The sequence below is a fragment of the Arthrobacter sp. 10T419 genome, assembly GCF_056394105.1.
In genome coordinates, this window is sequence record NZ_JBFTHF010000008.1 from 174,897 (window position 1) to 189,209 (window position 14,313).

Annotated in this window: 14 protein-coding genes; 7 read left to right on the plus strand and 7 right to left on the minus strand. The window is 69.0% G+C overall.

Annotated features, from left to right (window positions below; genetic code table 11):
• Positions 1-44: 44 nt before the first annotated feature.
• Positions 45-1,493 carry a YibE/F family protein gene (locus AC1DBD_RS14155; RefSeq protein WP_476982356.1) on the minus strand — a complete coding sequence of 483 codons (1,449 nt, stop codon included), beginning with the start codon at positions 1,491-1,493 and terminating at the stop codon, positions 45-47.
• 253 nt (positions 1,494-1,746) lie between these two features.
• Here AC1DBD_RS14155 and AC1DBD_RS14160 point away from each other — a divergent pair, with 253 nt between their 5' ends.
• The 4 genes from AC1DBD_RS14160 (at position 1,747) to AC1DBD_RS14175 (ending at position 5,664) form a co-directional block, all read left to right on the plus strand.
• Entirely contained in the window at positions 1,747-2,487 is a 741-nt protein-coding gene (locus AC1DBD_RS14160; protein WP_476926399.1) for an alpha/beta hydrolase, read from the plus strand.
• Positions 2,487-3,296: a DUF1295 domain-containing protein gene (locus tag AC1DBD_RS14165; protein WP_476893522.1), complete on the plus strand. Its 810-nt coding sequence runs from the start codon at positions 2,487-2,489 to the stop codon at positions 3,294-3,296. Before AC1DBD_RS14160 ends, AC1DBD_RS14165 begins: the two co-directional genes overlap by 1 nt.
• Before the next feature lie 15 nt (positions 3,297-3,311).
• On the plus strand, positions 3,312-4,151 hold the full coding sequence (locus tag AC1DBD_RS14170; protein ID WP_476909723.1) for a lysophospholipid acyltransferase family protein: 840 nt from the start codon (positions 3,312-3,314) through the stop codon (positions 4,149-4,151).
• A 73-nt stretch (positions 4,152-4,224) separates the two neighbouring features.
• Positions 4,225-5,664, plus strand: coding sequence for a short-chain fatty acid transporter (locus AC1DBD_RS14175; protein ID WP_476926398.1), 1,440 nt, complete (start codon positions 4,225-4,227; stop codon positions 5,662-5,664).
• An 80-nt stretch (positions 5,665-5,744) separates the two neighbouring features.
• Here AC1DBD_RS14175 and AC1DBD_RS14180 read toward each other — a convergent pair whose 3' ends face one another.
• The 3 genes from AC1DBD_RS14180 to AC1DBD_RS14190 all read right to left on the minus strand — a co-directional run bounded on the left by AC1DBD_RS14180 (position 5,745) and on the right by AC1DBD_RS14190 (position 9,264).
• On the minus strand, positions 5,745-6,752 hold the full coding sequence (locus tag AC1DBD_RS14180) for a GNAT family N-acetyltransferase (RefSeq protein WP_476893519.1): 1,008 nt from the start codon (positions 6,750-6,752) through the stop codon (positions 5,745-5,747).
• 2 nt (positions 6,753-6,754) lie between these two features.
• Positions 6,755-8,140 (minus strand): glycine--tRNA ligase, encoded by a 1,386-nt coding sequence (locus AC1DBD_RS14185; protein ID WP_476926397.1) that lies wholly within the window; start codon positions 8,138-8,140, stop codon positions 6,755-6,757.
• Between the two features lie 122 nt (positions 8,141-8,262).
• Positions 8,263-9,264 (minus strand): DMT family transporter, encoded by a 1,002-nt coding sequence (locus AC1DBD_RS14190; RefSeq protein ID WP_476982357.1) that lies wholly within the window; start codon positions 9,262-9,264, stop codon positions 8,263-8,265.
• Between the two features lie 33 nt (positions 9,265-9,297).
• On the opposite strand from AC1DBD_RS14190, the gene AC1DBD_RS14195 reads away from it, so the two are divergent.
• Positions 9,298-9,534, plus strand: coding sequence for an RNA-binding S4 domain-containing protein (locus AC1DBD_RS14195; RefSeq protein WP_441419521.1), 237 nt, complete (start codon positions 9,298-9,300; stop codon positions 9,532-9,534).
• Positions 9,535-9,548: 14 nt separating this feature from the next.
• Here AC1DBD_RS14195 and AC1DBD_RS14200 read toward each other — a convergent pair whose 3' ends face one another.
• Positions 9,549-10,211, minus strand: coding sequence for an alpha/beta hydrolase (locus AC1DBD_RS14200; RefSeq protein WP_476893517.1), 663 nt, complete (start codon positions 10,209-10,211; stop codon positions 9,549-9,551).
• Between the two features lie 70 nt (positions 10,212-10,281).
• Between AC1DBD_RS14200 and AC1DBD_RS14205 the strand changes: the two genes are divergently transcribed.
• Together AC1DBD_RS14205 and AC1DBD_RS14210 are read left to right on the plus strand one after the other, a co-directional pair.
• Positions 10,282-11,157 (plus strand): SGNH/GDSL hydrolase family protein, encoded by an 876-nt coding sequence (locus AC1DBD_RS14205; protein ID WP_441419519.1) that lies wholly within the window; start codon positions 10,282-10,284, stop codon positions 11,155-11,157.
• A gap of 91 nt (positions 11,158-11,248) precedes the next feature.
• Positions 11,249-11,752 carry a hypothetical protein gene (locus tag AC1DBD_RS14210; RefSeq protein ID WP_476982358.1) on the plus strand — a complete coding sequence of 168 codons (504 nt, stop codon included), beginning with the start codon at positions 11,249-11,251 and terminating at the stop codon, positions 11,750-11,752.
• A 102-nt stretch (positions 11,753-11,854) separates the two neighbouring features.
• On the opposite strand, the gene AC1DBD_RS14215 is transcribed toward AC1DBD_RS14210, so the two are convergent.
• Positions 11,855-13,339, minus strand: coding sequence for a CoA-acylating methylmalonate-semialdehyde dehydrogenase (locus AC1DBD_RS14215; RefSeq protein WP_476926396.1), 1,485 nt, complete (start codon positions 13,337-13,339; stop codon positions 11,855-11,857).
• Between the two features lie 32 nt (positions 13,340-13,371).
• On the minus strand, positions 13,372-14,274 hold the full coding sequence (gene mmsB / locus AC1DBD_RS14220; protein WP_175323116.1) for a 3-hydroxyisobutyrate dehydrogenase: 903 nt from the start codon (positions 14,272-14,274) through the stop codon (positions 13,372-13,374).
• Positions 14,275-14,313: the final 39 nt, after the last annotated feature.

The window sequence follows — 14,313 nt, forward strand, 5'->3', positions numbered from 1 at the left end:
ATGTGGAAATCGCGGCGTGTACCGGGCGGCGCGCAGCGGCCCGGTCAGCCGGGCACGGCGGCGCGTCGGCCGCGGCGGCCCGCCGGCGCCGGTTCCGAGCCCCCGTCGTCGGGCGATCCCCCGTCGGACGAGTCCCCATCAGCAGAGCCCCCATCAGCAGAGCCCCCACCGGACGGGCCGGCCTCGACCGGGCCCCTGGCGGGAGCGGTGGCGGGCCGGCCGCCGTCGTCCGCCGCGCTCCCGCCCTTCAGCCCGGTGGCCTTCACGACGAGCACCGCGATCAGCGTGGTCACGGGGATGGCCAGGACCAGGCCGATGGAGCCGACGAGCGTGCGGATCACTTCCTCGGAGAGTTCGGCGCTGGTGAGGGCGTCGCCCAGCGGGCGCTCGTAGAGCATCACGATGATCAGGATCGGCAGGGCCGCCCCGGCGTAGGCGAAGGCGATGGTGTAGACGGTGGAGGCGATGTGGTCCCGGCCGATCCGCATGGCCGCGGCGAACAGCTTCCGCGCGGACGTCCCGGGAGCGAGTTCCCAGAGCTCCCAGACCGCGGAGGACTGGGTGATTGTCACGTCGTTGAGCACACCGAGTCCGGAAATGATGAGCCCGCACAGGATGATCCCCGAGATCGAGATGTGGTCCGAAACGTTGGCGAGTGTGGCGGCGTCATGGTTGCCCACCCCTGCAAGGTTCGCCGCGTCGGTGGCCCAGGCCGCGAGCGCGGCGGTGATGCCCAGGCCGAACATCGTCCCCAGCAGCGCCGTCGAGGTCCGGGCGGTAAAGCCGTGCGCGAAGTACAGCACGCCGATCATGATCACCGTGGATCCGACCAGGGCCAGCAGCAGCGGCGGTTTGCCCTCCACCAGGCCGGGAAGCATAAACGAGACCAGCACGGCGTAGGCGCCAACCAGGCCGATGAGGGCGCGCAGCCCGCGCCAGCGCGCCACTGCGATCACGACCACGGCGTAGAGCACGGCGAGCAGGATGATGGGCAGCGTCCGGACAAAGTCGACGAACACGTAGGCGGGCGCGCCTCCCGCGGCGGCGCCCTGGGCCTTGGAGAGGTTGAGGTAGCGGATATTGTCGCCGACCTTGACGCCGTGGGACTTGGCGACGTCGGGGTTGATCACCACCTTGACCGGGTTGCCGCCCTTGTCCGGGTCCGTGTAGGCGAAGGTGCACTGCGAGCCCTGTCCGGGCCCGGCAGCGGCCGGGGCGCCCGGCTGGGCGGTGCCGTCCATGCAGCCTGCGACGACGACGCGCTGGATTTTTCCGGTGTCGAAGCTGACGCCTGGCGCGGCCGCATATGGACTTGAGAGTTTAAGGCCTTCCTTGCTGCCCGAGGGCCACAGCAACACCATGGCCACGATGGTCAGCAGGGTCAGCGGAACCAGGACGGCGGCCAGGATCCAGTTGGCCTTCTTCCGCGCGGCGAGCGCCCGGGGAGTCGGGTCGAGGTGCCCCGGGGTCGTGTGTGAATGTCCGGCGCCCATCAGCAGTTCAACCTCATGCCGAAAACTTTACGGGGTCGGAACCGCCGGCCGGTGCCAGTGCCCTGCCGCCGGGCAGGATCCAAAGTGCCCTGCCCCCGCGCAACGCCCATCCCCCGGCAACCCGGCCGCGAATGACCTATGGGAATGAGCGTGCAAACCGGCGCGGAAACGCTCACGGGAACGCCGGCGCGCAACTTATTGTTGGTAATTGCAGGGACCAAACGAGGTGGAGGACACTAGCGTGGCCAGACGCATGACAGACGACCGGGAGCACCAGGCAGCCGGGGCAGGCCCGGCGGCCCGCGCCGAGCTCAGCATCGCGGACGCCGCCGGGCAGACGCGCGGCGTCGCCCTGGTGCTGCACGGCGGCCGCGCGGACAGCTTCGAGGCGGTCCGCGCCCGGCACCTCAGCCCGGCCAGGATGCTGCCCTTCGCCCAGGCGCTCCGGAACGAGGGCGCCCCGCACGGCCTGGCCGTCTGGACGCTCCGGAACCGGTACCGGGGCTGGAACGGGCCGGACATGTCCCCGGTCCAGGATGCCCGCTGGGCCCTTGCCCAGATCAGCCGCGAACATCCCGGCGTGCCCGTATACCTGCTGGGCCACTCGATGGGCGGCCTCACCGCGCTCTGCGTCGCGGACCACCCGCAGGTGGAAGCCGTCGTCGCGCTGGCCCCGTGGCTGGACCGGTCCACGCCGGTGGAACCCGTCGCCGGGCGCCTTGTCCTGATCGTGCACGGCAGCGAGGACCGCTGGACGAGTCCCAAGAACTCGCTGGCCTATGCCCGGCGCGCCGAGGGTGTGGCGGCGTCGATCGACTACGTCTCGCTCAAGGGCGCCGGCCACTTCATGTTCCGCCGGGTCCGGCTCTGGAACTCACTTGCCAACGGCTTCATCCTTGACGCCTTCGGCAACAGCGCCGGCACAGAACTCCCTGGCACGGACGCGCTCCGCCAGGTCCTCCCCGCCGCGGCCAGCCTCCCGGTGGTGCTGTGATGCCGGCCTTCCCGCTGGAAGCGTTCCTGGCCAGTCTGCCCTGGGTGGCGCTGGGACTGTTGGCGCTGCTGGCCGTGACATTTGCCGTCGCCGTGCGCCAGAGCCGCCACTCGGTCATCGACACTGTCTGGGGCCTCGGCTTTGTGGTGGCAGCCGCGGTCTCCTGGGCGCTGTCCGCAGGCCACGGCGACGACGGCCGCCGCCTCTTGCTGCTGGCCCTCGTTGCGGTCTGGGGCATCCGGCTGGCCGTCCACATCGGCATCCGGGCCCGCGGCGGCCATGAGGATCCGCGCTACGTGGACATGCTCTCCTCCGCCCCCGGCTCCCGCAACACCTACGCCCTGCGCCGCGTGTACCTGCCGCAGGGCATCGTGATGTTCTTCGTCTCGCTCACCATCCAGGTGGGCATGTTCAGCACCGGCACCCTGGGTTGGCTGGCGCTGCTGGGCGTCCTTTTGTGGATTGTCGGTTTCGTCTTCGAGACTGTCGGGGACTGGCAGCTGGCTCAGTTCAAGGCGGATCCGGCCAAGCGCGGCACCGTCCTGGACACCGGTCTCTGGCGCTATACCCGGCACCCGAACTACTTCGGCGACGCCGCCGTCTGGGCCGGCCTATTCCTCGTCGCCGCGGACTCCTGGCCCGGCGTGCTGACCATCCTCTCCCCCGCGCTGATGATCTGGACGCTGGCCGGCAAGACCGGGAAGCCCCTGACCGAGAAGGCCATGTCCGCCCGGCCCGGCTACAAGGAATACGTCGAATCGACCTCCGGCTTCCTGCCCTGGCCGCCGCGCCGGCCGGCGGAGCGCTGAGATGCGCGGTTCGACGTGAGCTGGCGGCCGGCGCCCAGCGACCGCTTCTACCGCGTCATCGTCCGGACCGGCCAGGCGCTGCGCTGGCTGTTCCGGATCCGGGTCCTCGTCACCGGACGGGAAAACCTGCCTCCGGTGCTCCCGGACAACGCACGCGACAGCGCCCCGCAAGGCGGCTCGCGGCACCCCACCCCGGGGACGGGCGCGGTCGTCGCGATCACCCATTTCGGCTACCTCGATTTTGCCTTCGCCGAGCTGCTGCTGTGGGGGCACAACAGGGCCCAGATGCGCTTCCTGATCACCCAGGGCGCGGCCGACCACTGGTTCGCCGGGCCGGCCGTCAGCGCCGCCGGGCACGTCGTCGTCGGCTATGACACCGGAGCGCACGCCTACGACGCCGCCGTGCAGAAGCTCCGCGAGGGCGAATACATCGCGATCCTGCCCGAGGCCGGGGTGAGCCGCAGCTTCCAGGTCCGCGAGTGCAAGACCGGCGCGGTGCGGATGGCCGCCGAGGCCGGGGTGCCCATCATCCCGGTCTCAGTCTGGGGCGCGCACCGGATCATGACCCGGCACCACGGCTTCTCCCCTCTCCGCGCCTGGCGGGCACCCGTGCGTGTGCACGTGGGCGAACCCCTCACCCCGGCCCCGGGGCTGGACGTCCCGGCGGCCACCGAGGCGCTGCGCGAAGTCCTCCAGCGCGGGATCGACGCCGGCATCGCGGACTTCCCCCTGAAGCCGGCACCCGGCGCCTGGTGGATGCCGGCCGCGCTCGGCGGCGGGGCCCCCACCGAGGAGGAGCGCCAGCGGCTGGACGAGGCTGAGGGGCCGCGGCGCGCGCGCAGCCGGCGCCGATAAGCCCGGTTCACCCCAGCGACTTGACTAAACTCCATCGGGTACAAAAACGCACTCAATGGAGAGGTACCCCTCTGTGGCAAACACAGTCCTGACGAAAAGCCGAATCGGCGAAGAACGCGGTCTCGCCCGAATAGCCCAACGGATGGCCGCGTGGACCGAGAAGTGGTTCCCGGACGCCTACATCTTCGCCCTGGCCGGCGTGATCATCATTGCCCTGGCCGCACTGGCCATTGGCGCCTCACCCCAGTCCATCGCGGAGTCCTTCGGCAACGGTTTCTGGGACCTGACCGCCTTCACCCTGCAGATGGCCATGGTGGTCCTCACCGGCTACGTCGTGGCGACCTCCCCGCCGGTGGCGAAGCTGATCAACCGACTGGCCCTCGTCCCGGCCACTGCCCGCACCGCCGTGAGCTTCGTTGCCCTGATGTCGATGTCCGTCTCCTTCCTCAACTGGGGCCTGAGCCTGATATTCGGCGGTCTGCTGGCCCGGGCCATTGCCCGCCGCAAGGACCTCACCGTGGATTACCGGGCCCTGGGCGCGGCCGCTTTCATGGGCCTCGGCGCCGTCTGGGCGCTCGGCCTGTCTTCGTCCGCCGCGCAGCTGCAGGCCACGGCGGCCTCCTTGCCGCCGGCCCTGCTGAAGATCACCGGCATCCTGGACTTCGGCACCACGATCTTCACCTGGCAGTCGCTGCTGACCCTGGCCATCCTGATGGCGCTCACCACGGTGATCGCGCACTTCTCGGCTCCGCAGGGCGGCGCGATCCGCACCGCCGAAGACCTCGGCGTCGACCTCGACGACGAACCGAGCGAGCCGGCGCCGCGGTCCCGTCCGGGCGAGTGGCTCGAATACAGCAAGACCCTGCCCGTCCTGGCCGGCATCCTGACCCTCGGCTGGCTGGTCTCGCAGTTCCTGACCAAGCCGTTCCTGAGCGTGGTCAGCAGCCTCAACGGCTACCTGCTGGTCTTCCTGATCCTGGGCCTGGTGTTGCACGGCACGCCGCGCAACTTCCTGCAGGCCGTCACCAAGGCCGTCCCGGCGACCGCCGGCATCCTCGTGCAATTCCCGCTCTACGCGGCGATGGCGGCGATCCTGACCAAGGCCACCGGCCACGGCGGGATGTCCATCTCGGCGCACCTCGCCGGGTTCTTCTCGGAGATCGGCAGCGGCGGCGGGTTCGCCGTCGTCATTGCGCTGTACACGGCCGTGCTGGGCCTGCTGGTCCCCTCCGGCGGCGGCAAGTGGCTGGTCGAGGCGCCCTACGTGATGCAGTCCGCCACCGATGTGCAGATGAACCTCGGCTGGACCGTGCAGATCTACAACATCGCCGAGGCGCTGCCAAACCTGGTCAACCCGTTCTTCATGCTGCCTTTGCTCGCGGTGCTGAGGCTGCGCGCCCGGGACCTGGTCGGCTTCACCTTCCTGCAGTTCGTCTTCCACCTGCCGGTGGTGTTGCTGCTGGTCTGGCTGCTCGGGATGACCTTCCAGTTTGTTCCCCCGGTCCTCCCCTAGCCGCCCCCTAAACCGAACTGACCCGCAGTTGTTGTCGCATCAAAACGACAACAACTGCGGGTCAGTTGCGTGTTGAAGGCCTAGGCGGGGTCGGAGACGATCAGGGTGTCCGCGCCGGCCTGCCGGGCCTTGCCGCTGTCCAGCAGCGGCTCGACGACGGCGCGCAGGGCCGTCATCGAATCGTCCAGTTCCAGCAGCACCGGGTACTGGTACGCGATCAGCGCCAGCAGGTCCCGCACCGCGGCGCGGGCATCGTCGTCGGACAGCTCCGGATCATGGCCCAGGAACACGTCGGAGGGTTCGCCGGCCTTCGCCGCGTGACCCTCTTCGGGACCGCCCATTTCCGGGCCGCCCTGTGCGTAGCTGACCGCGAATGCCTGCAGCCGGCCCTTCTTGCTGGCCGGCACGCCCGCGCCGAAGGCACTTGCTTTGGGCGCGCGCAACACAATTGCGCCGTGCGCCCCGCTGAGGTCGTCCAGGAAGAGCCGCTGCACGGTGGCGATGCTGAGCTCGCCGGGGCTGTCCCAGTGGTGCACGGCGGTGTAGTACCGGCCCACGACGTCGCTCAGCTCCACCGAGCCGGTGGCCAGGTCCTCCACCTGCTCGGAGGCCGCGGCCTCCGAGCCGTCGCCGAAGACCGGGAGCTTCAGGGAGCCGGGCTCCACGACCACCAGGCGCGAACGCTGGATCGGGGCGAGACCGGCTGCCTCGGCGAAGGCGGCGCCGGGCGTGCCCGGCTCCACCTTGGTCCGCAGCCGGGAGATGCCCGACGGCGACCGTTCGGCCTCGTGCCGGAGCATGCCCAGCAGCGTGGACCCGATACCGCTCCGGCGGTGGTCCCGGGCTACCTCGACGTACACCCAGAGGCGTTCCGGGTGCAGCGAGGCCTCGTGCACCACGCCGGCCGCGACGGGGATGGCGACGCCGTCGACGACGTCCTCGGCCACAATGCAGCGGCGCCACGGCGCGTTGCCCGAGGGCGCCAGGGTGCCGCGGAACTGCCGGGCCTGGTCCGTCTCGGGCCCGCCCCACACTTCCAGCAGCGCCAGGTCGTCGCCCTCACGCCATTCACGGTATTGGATCGCCATGCTCAGGCGCCGATCAGCCGTGCGGACAGGTAGCCCTCCACCTTGTCCAGGGAGACTCGTTCCTGGCTCATGGTGTCGCGTTCACGGATGGTGACGGCCTGGTCCTCGAGCGTGTCGAAGTCCACCGTGATGCAGAACGGCGTGCCGATCTCATCCTGCCGGCGGTAGCGGCGGCCGATCGCGCCGGCGTCGTCGAACTCGATGTTCCAGTTCTTGCGCAGCTGCGCGGCGAGGTCCTTGGCCTTCGGGGACAGGTCCTCGTTGCGGCTCAGCGGGAGCACCGCCGCCTTCACCGGGGCCAGTCGCGGATCGAGCTTGAGCACGGTCCGGACGTCGACGCCGCCCTTGGCGTTGGGTGCCTCGTCCTCGGTGTACGCGTCGATCATGAACGCCATGAAGGAGCGCGTGAGGCCCGCGGCGGGTTCGATCACGTACGGGGTGTAGCGCTCGTTCGTGGCCTGGTTGAAGTAGCTCAGGTCCTGGCCGGAGGCCTTCGAGTGCGTGGAGAGATCGAAGTCGGTGCGGTTGGCGATGCCCTCGAGCTCGCCCCATTCGGAGCCGTGGAAGCCGAAGCGGTATTCGATGTCCGTGGTGCCCTTGGAGTAGTGGCTGAGCTTCTCCAGCGGGTGCTCGAAGAAGCGCAGGTTCTCCTCGCGGATGCCCAGGCCGGTGTACCAGTCCATGCGCTCCTTCATCCAGTACTGGTGCCACTGCTCGTCGGTGCCGGGCTCGACGAAGAATTCCATCTCCATCTGCTCGAACTCGCGGGTGCGGAAGATGAAGTTGCCCGGCGTGATCTCGTTACGGAAGGACTTGCCGATCTGGCCGATGCCGAACGGCGGCTTCTTGCGCGAGGTGGTGAGCACGTTGTTGAAGTTCACGAAGATGCCCTGCGCGGTCTCGGGGCGCAGGTAGTGCAGGCCCTCTTCGCTGGCCACCGGGCCGAGGTAGGTCTTGAGCAGGCCGGAGAATTCCTGGGGCTCGGTCCATTCGCCGCGGGTGCCGCAGTTGGCGCAGGCGATGTCCTTGAGGCCGTTCTCGGCGGGGCGGCCCTTCTTTTCCTCGTACTCTTCCTCGAGGTGGTCCGCGCGGTAGCGCTTGTGGCAGGAGAGGCACTCCACCAGCGGGTCGGAAAAGACCTCGACGTGGCCGGAGGCTTCCCAGACCTGACGGGGCAGGATCACCGAGGAGTCCAGGCCGACGACGTCCTCGCGGCCGCGGACCACGGACTGCCACCACTGGCGCTTGATGTTTTCCTTCAGCTCGGCACCGAGGGGACCGTAATCCCAGGCAGAACGGGAGCCACCGTAGATTTCACCGGCCTGGAAGACGAAACCCCGTCGCTTGGCGAGGGAAATGATCTGGTCGAGTACGGATTTTGCTGCCATGGGAACTCCAATTTCTACAGGGCCGCTGGGTGCGGTCCGTGCTGTCAGCCCCGGGTCACCGGCTGGTTGCCGGGCGGGGTGTTGCGAACGGTGTGATGCAAACTCCTAGCCTACCCGCGCTGCTACCTCTTGAGGGCGCCGCGGGACCAGGGCAGGCTGGCCAGGATAATGGCGGCCAGCGTCAGCAGCGTGCCGAGCACGGTGGGCAGCGCGACGACGGTGCCGGGCGCGGGCAGGACCAGGTCGAGGCCGAGCGAGCCCAGCAGCTGCCCCGCGATCATGCCCAGCCCGGTGACCAGGACGCCCAGGCCGCGGACCAGGAAGGCGGCGACGCCAATGAAAATGCAGCCCATCGGCCCGCCGAGGTAGTACCACCATTCGCCGGGGAGGGCGTTGCCGGGCCCGGCGACCGCCAGTTTGATCAGCCAGGCAAGCCACAGCACGATGCTGCCGGCGATGAAGTTCACCAGGGTGGCGGTGATGGGCGTGCGGTAGTGCACGGTGGCCGTGCCGTTCATGGCCTGCTGGAAACTCATCAGGAACCCGGCCAGCACCGGCAGCAGCACCGGAACCAGCAGCTGCAGCGGGCCGGCCTCCGTCCCCGAGGGAGCGCCTGCGCCGCCCGCCGCGCTGCCGTCGAAGCGTGGCGAGACGGCCCAGGCGACGGCGGCGACGGTCAGTATGCTGCCGAGCACGCGGATGCCGGTGACGGGTTTCTTGCCCGCCGGGCCGATCCCTATCCGGTCCACCAGCAGTCCGCTCAGGGTCTGCCCGGTGACGGCGGCGACCGTAAACAGGGCGACGCCGAGCAGCCCGACCGTGAAGGACTGGGCGAAGACGAAAAACGCGCCGATGCCGCCGGCGAGCGCGTAGTAGCGCGGGAAACGGCGTTCCCGCAGCGCCGGCAGGACGTTGGCCAATCCGGCGCGTCCCTTCGGCAGGGCCAAGGATACGACGATCATCAGCGCCAGGCCGACACTGAAACTGACCACCGCGGCGGCGAGTCCGTCGGCCAGGACGGTGCCCAGGGCGCCGTTGATCCGGCCCTGGACGGGGACGAAAAGGCCGGCCGAAACGGCGAGGAGCAGTCCGACGGGCAGTGGAAGCCGCGGTGCGTGGGTCATTGGTGCCACCTTTGGTCAGGCATTATTGCTTGTATGAGCAACCCGGAAATTGAAGACATTCCCATCCGCGACGACATGATCCGGCTGGGCCAGCTGCTGAAGCTGGCCAACCTGGTCGAGGACGGGGTGGAGGCTGCCGAGCTGATCAAGAACGGCCTGGTCAAGGTCAACGGCGAGATCGACGACCGCCGCGGACGCCAGCTCCACCACGGCGACACCGTCACCGTGAACGGGCAGACCGTCCGGATCGTCACACCTAACGGAGTTTAACCCGCCGTCGGGGACTACTTGTTGAGGACCTCGTGAGTGAGGAACTCGCCGACGTGGCCGATCTCCTGCTGGTTGATGCCGTGCCACATGCCGGTGTAGAGCACCTTGGTGAGCTTCACGTGCTTGCGCACCCAGCCCATGGTGAACTCAATCTTGTCCGGGGTGATCACGGGGTCCTGCTGGTCGCGGCCCCAGAACATCGGCAAGGTTCCGTCCAGTTCCGCGTCGCGGAAGCTGGGGTCCCCGGCGGCGTCGACGGCAAAGCCGGAGAGCCCGACGACGGCGGCATAGCCGTCCGGGCGCTGCCGCAGCAGGGTCGTGGCCATGGCCATACCCATCGAGAACCCGAGCAGGGTCACCGAAGGGTGGCTGTCCCTCACCGAGTCGATCCAGTCCTGCGCGTAGGCGGCGGCGTGCTTGACGGCGTCGAGCGAATAGTCGATGGACGCCGTGAGCGGGAACCAGGTGAAGCCGGGACCGGAGACCAGCGGGGCGCGGAGCGAGGCCACCACGAATTCCTCCGGCAGCAGGTCCGCCAGGCTGAGCAGGTCCTGCTCGTTGGCGCCGTAGCCGTGCAACAGCACCAGCAGGGGCCTGCCGGCGCGGTCCTCCTCGGGCCGGGACCACAGAACAACGGGGGCAGGAAAGGCAGCGGGATAGGCAGCGGCTTCAGTCATGGCTCCATTCTTACAGTTACCTATGAGTAACAAGCTACGCTGGCGCCGCTTTGTGGGAAGGGGGCAGGATATGAAGGTGAGTGAAACAGAAGCAACGGAGAACTTCCCGGACCGGACCGTCAACCACCCTTGGACCCGCTACGTGGCGATGGGCGACTCCTTCACCGAAGGGATCGGAGATCCCGAACCGGCGAGCCCGGGCGGGCACCGCGGCTGGGCGGACCGGGTGGCCGAGGAATTGAGCCGCGGCCACGAGGATTTTGCCTATGCCAACCTCGCCGTGCGGGGCCGGCTCCTGCAGCAGATCGTGGACCAGCAGCTGGCCCATTGCCTGTCGCTGAAGCCGGACCTGGTGACCCTGTCCGCGGGCGGGAACGACCTGATCCGGCCCGGCGGGGACCCGGATGTCCTCGCCGAACGGCTTGACTCCGTGGTGCAGATCCTGAGCTTGGGCGGCGCCACCGTGGTCCTGTTCAACGGCCCGGACACGGGCTCGTCGGTGCTGGGCCGGATCCGCAGCAAGGTGGCGATCTACAACGAGAACCTGCGCACCGTGGCGGCCCGGCACGACGCCGTCATTGCCGACATGTGGTCGCTGCGTCAGCTCAACGACCCGCAGATGTGGGACGCGGACCGGCTGCACTTCTCGCCGCTGGGCCACCACACGATCGCGGCCATGGTGCTGGATTCGCTGAACGTCCAGCACACGCTGGAGCCGCTTTCCCCGAAGCCGCTGCCGCAACGCAGCTGGCGAGAGGCCCGCACCGGGGACCTGATCTGGGCCCGCGAGCACTTCGTCCCGTGGGTGGTCCGCCGGCTCCGGCACCGCTCCTCCGGCGACGGCATCACGGCCAAGCGCCCGCTGGCCGGACCGGTGTTCGGCCCCGGGGTCCCGCTCGGCTCGGGCGAGGGGCCGCCCGGCGCCGAGGATGCCCTGCGGTCCTGAACTCCGGGTGCCCGGGGTGCCGGGCGGCCCGGCACCCCGGGCACGGGGTGCGCGTTAAGCTGGAAAGACACCTTTTGAGAGGCGCGGTACCGTGAGTATTTTCTTTTGGATCATCATCTTGACCTTCGTGGTCCCGGCGGCCATTCGTATGTACCGCAAATCGGTCCGCGGACGCGGCCAGGACCAGGGCGTGCCCGGCGGCTTCCCGGGCCAGTTCCCAGATCAGTTCCCTGGCCAATATCCGGGCCAGCAGAGCAACCAGCCGCGGGACGGCTTCACCCAGCGCGACTACTACGGCGGATTCGGCCAGCTGGGTGCGCCGCAGCCCCCGGCCAACCAGCCGCCGGCGAACCAGCAGTACCCGGTCCCCTACGAGGACAGCCCGGAGTACCTGAACAACCCGCCGCAGCCCGCGTCGCCGCAGCAGTGGCAGCCCCAGGCGCCGGCGCCTGGCGCCCCGGAGGTGCCGCCGGTGCCGTCGGGGCCGCAGGGCTACCGCGCGCGCAAGCTCGCCGAGCTGGACCAGAAGTACAGCAACGGCGAGCTCGCCATGGAGGACTACATGGCCCAGCGCGCGGAGATCATGAAAGGCTGACCGCCGGAACCTACAAGCAACGCGGGGTCACTTACGGCCCATAATCCACTCGTGGATAGGCCGTAAGTGACCCCGCGTTGCTGTTGTCCGGGAGGGCTGCGCCTAGTCGACCTGCGGGAAACCGAGGTCGATCACCGAGGTGGACGGATCCGGCCAGCGCGTCGTGACGACCTTGCCTCGGGTGTAGAAGCGGATGCTCTCCGGGCCGTACATGTGCGTGTCGCCGAAGAGCGAGTTCTTCCAGCCGCCGAAGGAGAAGGTCCCTACCGGCACCGGGATCGGCACGTTGACGCCCACCATGCCGGCCTCGACGTCGAACTCAAACTGCCGGGCGGCGCCGCCGTCGCGGGTGAAGATCGCCACGCCGTTGCCGAATTCATTGTCATTGACGAGTTTGACGGCGTCGGCGTAGCTCTCGACGCGCACCACCGAGAGGACGGGGCCGAAGATCTCGTCGTCGTAGACCTTCATGCCGGGCTTGACGTGGTCGATCAGGCTCACGCCGATGAAGAAGCCGTTCGAGTCGAATTCCTGCTCCCGGCCGTCGACCACCACGGCGGCGCCCTCGTCTGCGGCGCCGGCCACGTAGGAGGCCACCTTGTCGCGGTGCTCGGCGGTGATCAGCGGACCCATCTGGGAGGCCGGATCCGTGCCGGGGCCGATCTTGAGCGTTGCCATCCGGGTCTTGATCGCGTCCACGAGTTCGTCCGCGATGTTCCCGACGGCGACCAGGACGCTGACGGCCATGCAGCGCTCCCCCGCGGAGCCATAGGCTGCGGAGACGGCGGCGTCGGCGGCCATGTCCAGGTCCGCATCCGGAAGCACCACCATGTGGTTCTTGGCCCCGCCGAGGGCCTGGACGCGCTTGCCGTGGTCCGCGGCGCGCTTGTAGATGGACTGGGCGATCGGCGTCGAACCCACAAAACTGACAGCCTTGACGTCCGGGTGCTCGAGCAGCACGTCGACGGCTTCCTTGTCACCCTGCACGACGTTCAGGACGCCCGCCGGCAGGCCGGCCTCGGCGAAGACCTGGGCGATGAAGAGGGCGGAGGACGGGTCCTTTTCGCTCGGCTTGAGCAGCACGGTGTTGCCGCAGGCCAGGGCGCTGCCGATCATCCAGAGCGGCACCATGGCCGGGAAGTTGAACGGCGTAATGCAGGCGACGACGCCGACCGGCTGCCGGACGGAGTGGACGTCGACGCCGCCGGACACCTGCTCGGAGCGTTCGCCCTTGAGCGCGTGGGACAGGCCGGTGGCGAACTCGATGTTCTCCAGGCCGCGGGTGATCTCGCCCTCCGCGTCGGAGAGGACCTTGCCGTGTTCGCTGGTCAGCAGGGCGGCCAGTTCGGGGCGGCGCTGCATAAGCAGCTCGCGGACCTTGAAGAAGATGGTGGTGCGCTTGGCCAGGCTCGTGGCCCGCCAGCCGGGCAGGGCGGCACGGGCGGCGGCGATGGCTTCCTCGACCCGCGCGGCGGAGGCGAGCGCCACTTCCTTTTCCTGTTCGCCGGTGGCGGGGTTGAAGACGGGGCCGTAGCGCTCGGCGTCGGACACCAGGGCGCCGTTGATGAAGTGCGGAATGCGTTCCATGGGGAGGATCTCTTTCTAAAAGGTTTGGGGGGCTACTTGGCGGACTCGAACGAGCCGTCGACCAGTTTGACGATGGCGGAGCAGTCCGTGCCGGACTGGCCGCCGTCGATGAGCCGCTGGAAGAGCTGCTGGACGTGCTCGCCGATCTCCAGCGGCGTGCCGGTGTCGCGGGCGGCGCTGATGGCCAGGCCGATGTCCTTGTTGGCGAGCTCGGCAGTGAACGTCGGCGCGAAGTCGTTGTTCGAGGCGGCGGTGGGCACGACGCCGGCCACCGGGTACCAGGTGCGCAGCGCCCAGCTGTCGCCGGAGGAAACGGAGGCGATGTCCCAGAAGACCTGCTTGTCCAGGCCCAGGCGGTCCGCAAGCACCGCACCTTCTGCCGTGGAGGCGAGGTTGATGAAGAGCATCAGGTTGTTGCAGATTTTGGCGGCCTGGCCGGTGGTGGCGCCGCCGGTGGGGATGATGTTGGCGGCCATCGGGCGGATGTATTCGGTGGCGTCGGCGACGGCGCCGGCTTCGCCGCCGATCATGAAGGTCAGCGTGGCGGCCTTGGCGCCGCTCATCCCGCCGGAAACGGGCGCGTCGACGAAGCGGAAGCCTGCCTCCGCGGCGGCGTCGTGCAGGGCCTGGGCCGAGGCGATGTCAATCGTGGAGGAGTCCACCAGCAGGGTCCTGGTGTCGGCGTGGGCCAGGACGCCGTCCTCGCCCAGGTAGACGGCCCGGGCGTGCTCGCCCTTGGGGAGCATCGTGAAGACGACGTCGGCGCCTTCCACGGCCTCGGCGATGCTGCCGGCAGGCTTGACTCCCCCGGCCTCGGCAGCCGCGAGGGCCTCCGGGTTGAGGTCGAATCCGCGGACCTCGTTTCCGGCCTTGGCCAGGTTCACCGACATGAACCCGCCCATGTTTCCCAGTCCGATCCAGGCGACAACTGCCATGGCATAAGCTCCTTTGCTTTGCATTGTGTCCGGCGCATT

Bases quoted from the DNA above. Each gene is read 5' to 3' on its own strand.
- AC1DBD_RS14155 (WP_476982356.1), bottom strand. From the start codon at position 1,493: ATGGGCGCCGGACATTCACACACGACCCCGGGGCACCTCGACCCGACT.
- AC1DBD_RS14160 (WP_476926399.1), top strand. From the start codon at position 1,747: ATGACAGACGACCGGGAGCACCAGGCAGCCGGGGCAGGCCCGGCGGCC.
- AC1DBD_RS14165 (WP_476893522.1), top strand. From the start codon at position 2,487: ATGCCGGCCTTCCCGCTGGAAGCGTTCCTGGCCAGTCTGCCCTGGGTG.
- AC1DBD_RS14180 (WP_476893519.1), bottom strand. From the start codon at position 6,752: ATGGCGATCCAATACCGTGAATGGCGTGAGGGCGACGACCTGGCGCTG.
- AC1DBD_RS14185 (WP_476926397.1), bottom strand. From the start codon at position 8,140: ATGGCAGCAAAATCCGTACTCGACCAGATCATTTCCCTCGCCAAGCGA.
- AC1DBD_RS14190 (WP_476982357.1), bottom strand. From the start codon at position 9,264: ATGACCCACGCACCGCGGCTTCCACTGCCCGTCGGACTGCTCCTCGCC.
- AC1DBD_RS14195 (WP_441419521.1), top strand. From the start codon at position 9,298: ATGAGCAACCCGGAAATTGAAGACATTCCCATCCGCGACGACATGATC.
- AC1DBD_RS14200 (WP_476893517.1), bottom strand. From the start codon at position 10,211: ATGACTGAAGCCGCTGCCTATCCCGCTGCCTTTCCTGCCCCCGTTGTT.
- AC1DBD_RS14205 (WP_441419519.1), top strand. From the start codon at position 10,282: ATGAAGGTGAGTGAAACAGAAGCAACGGAGAACTTCCCGGACCGGACC.
- AC1DBD_RS14215 (WP_476926396.1), bottom strand. From the start codon at position 13,339: ATGGAACGCATTCCGCACTTCATCAACGGCGCCCTGGTGTCCGACGCC.
- mmsB (WP_175323116.1), bottom strand. From the start codon at position 14,274: ATGGCAGTTGTCGCCTGGATCGGACTGGGAAACATGGGCGGGTTCATG.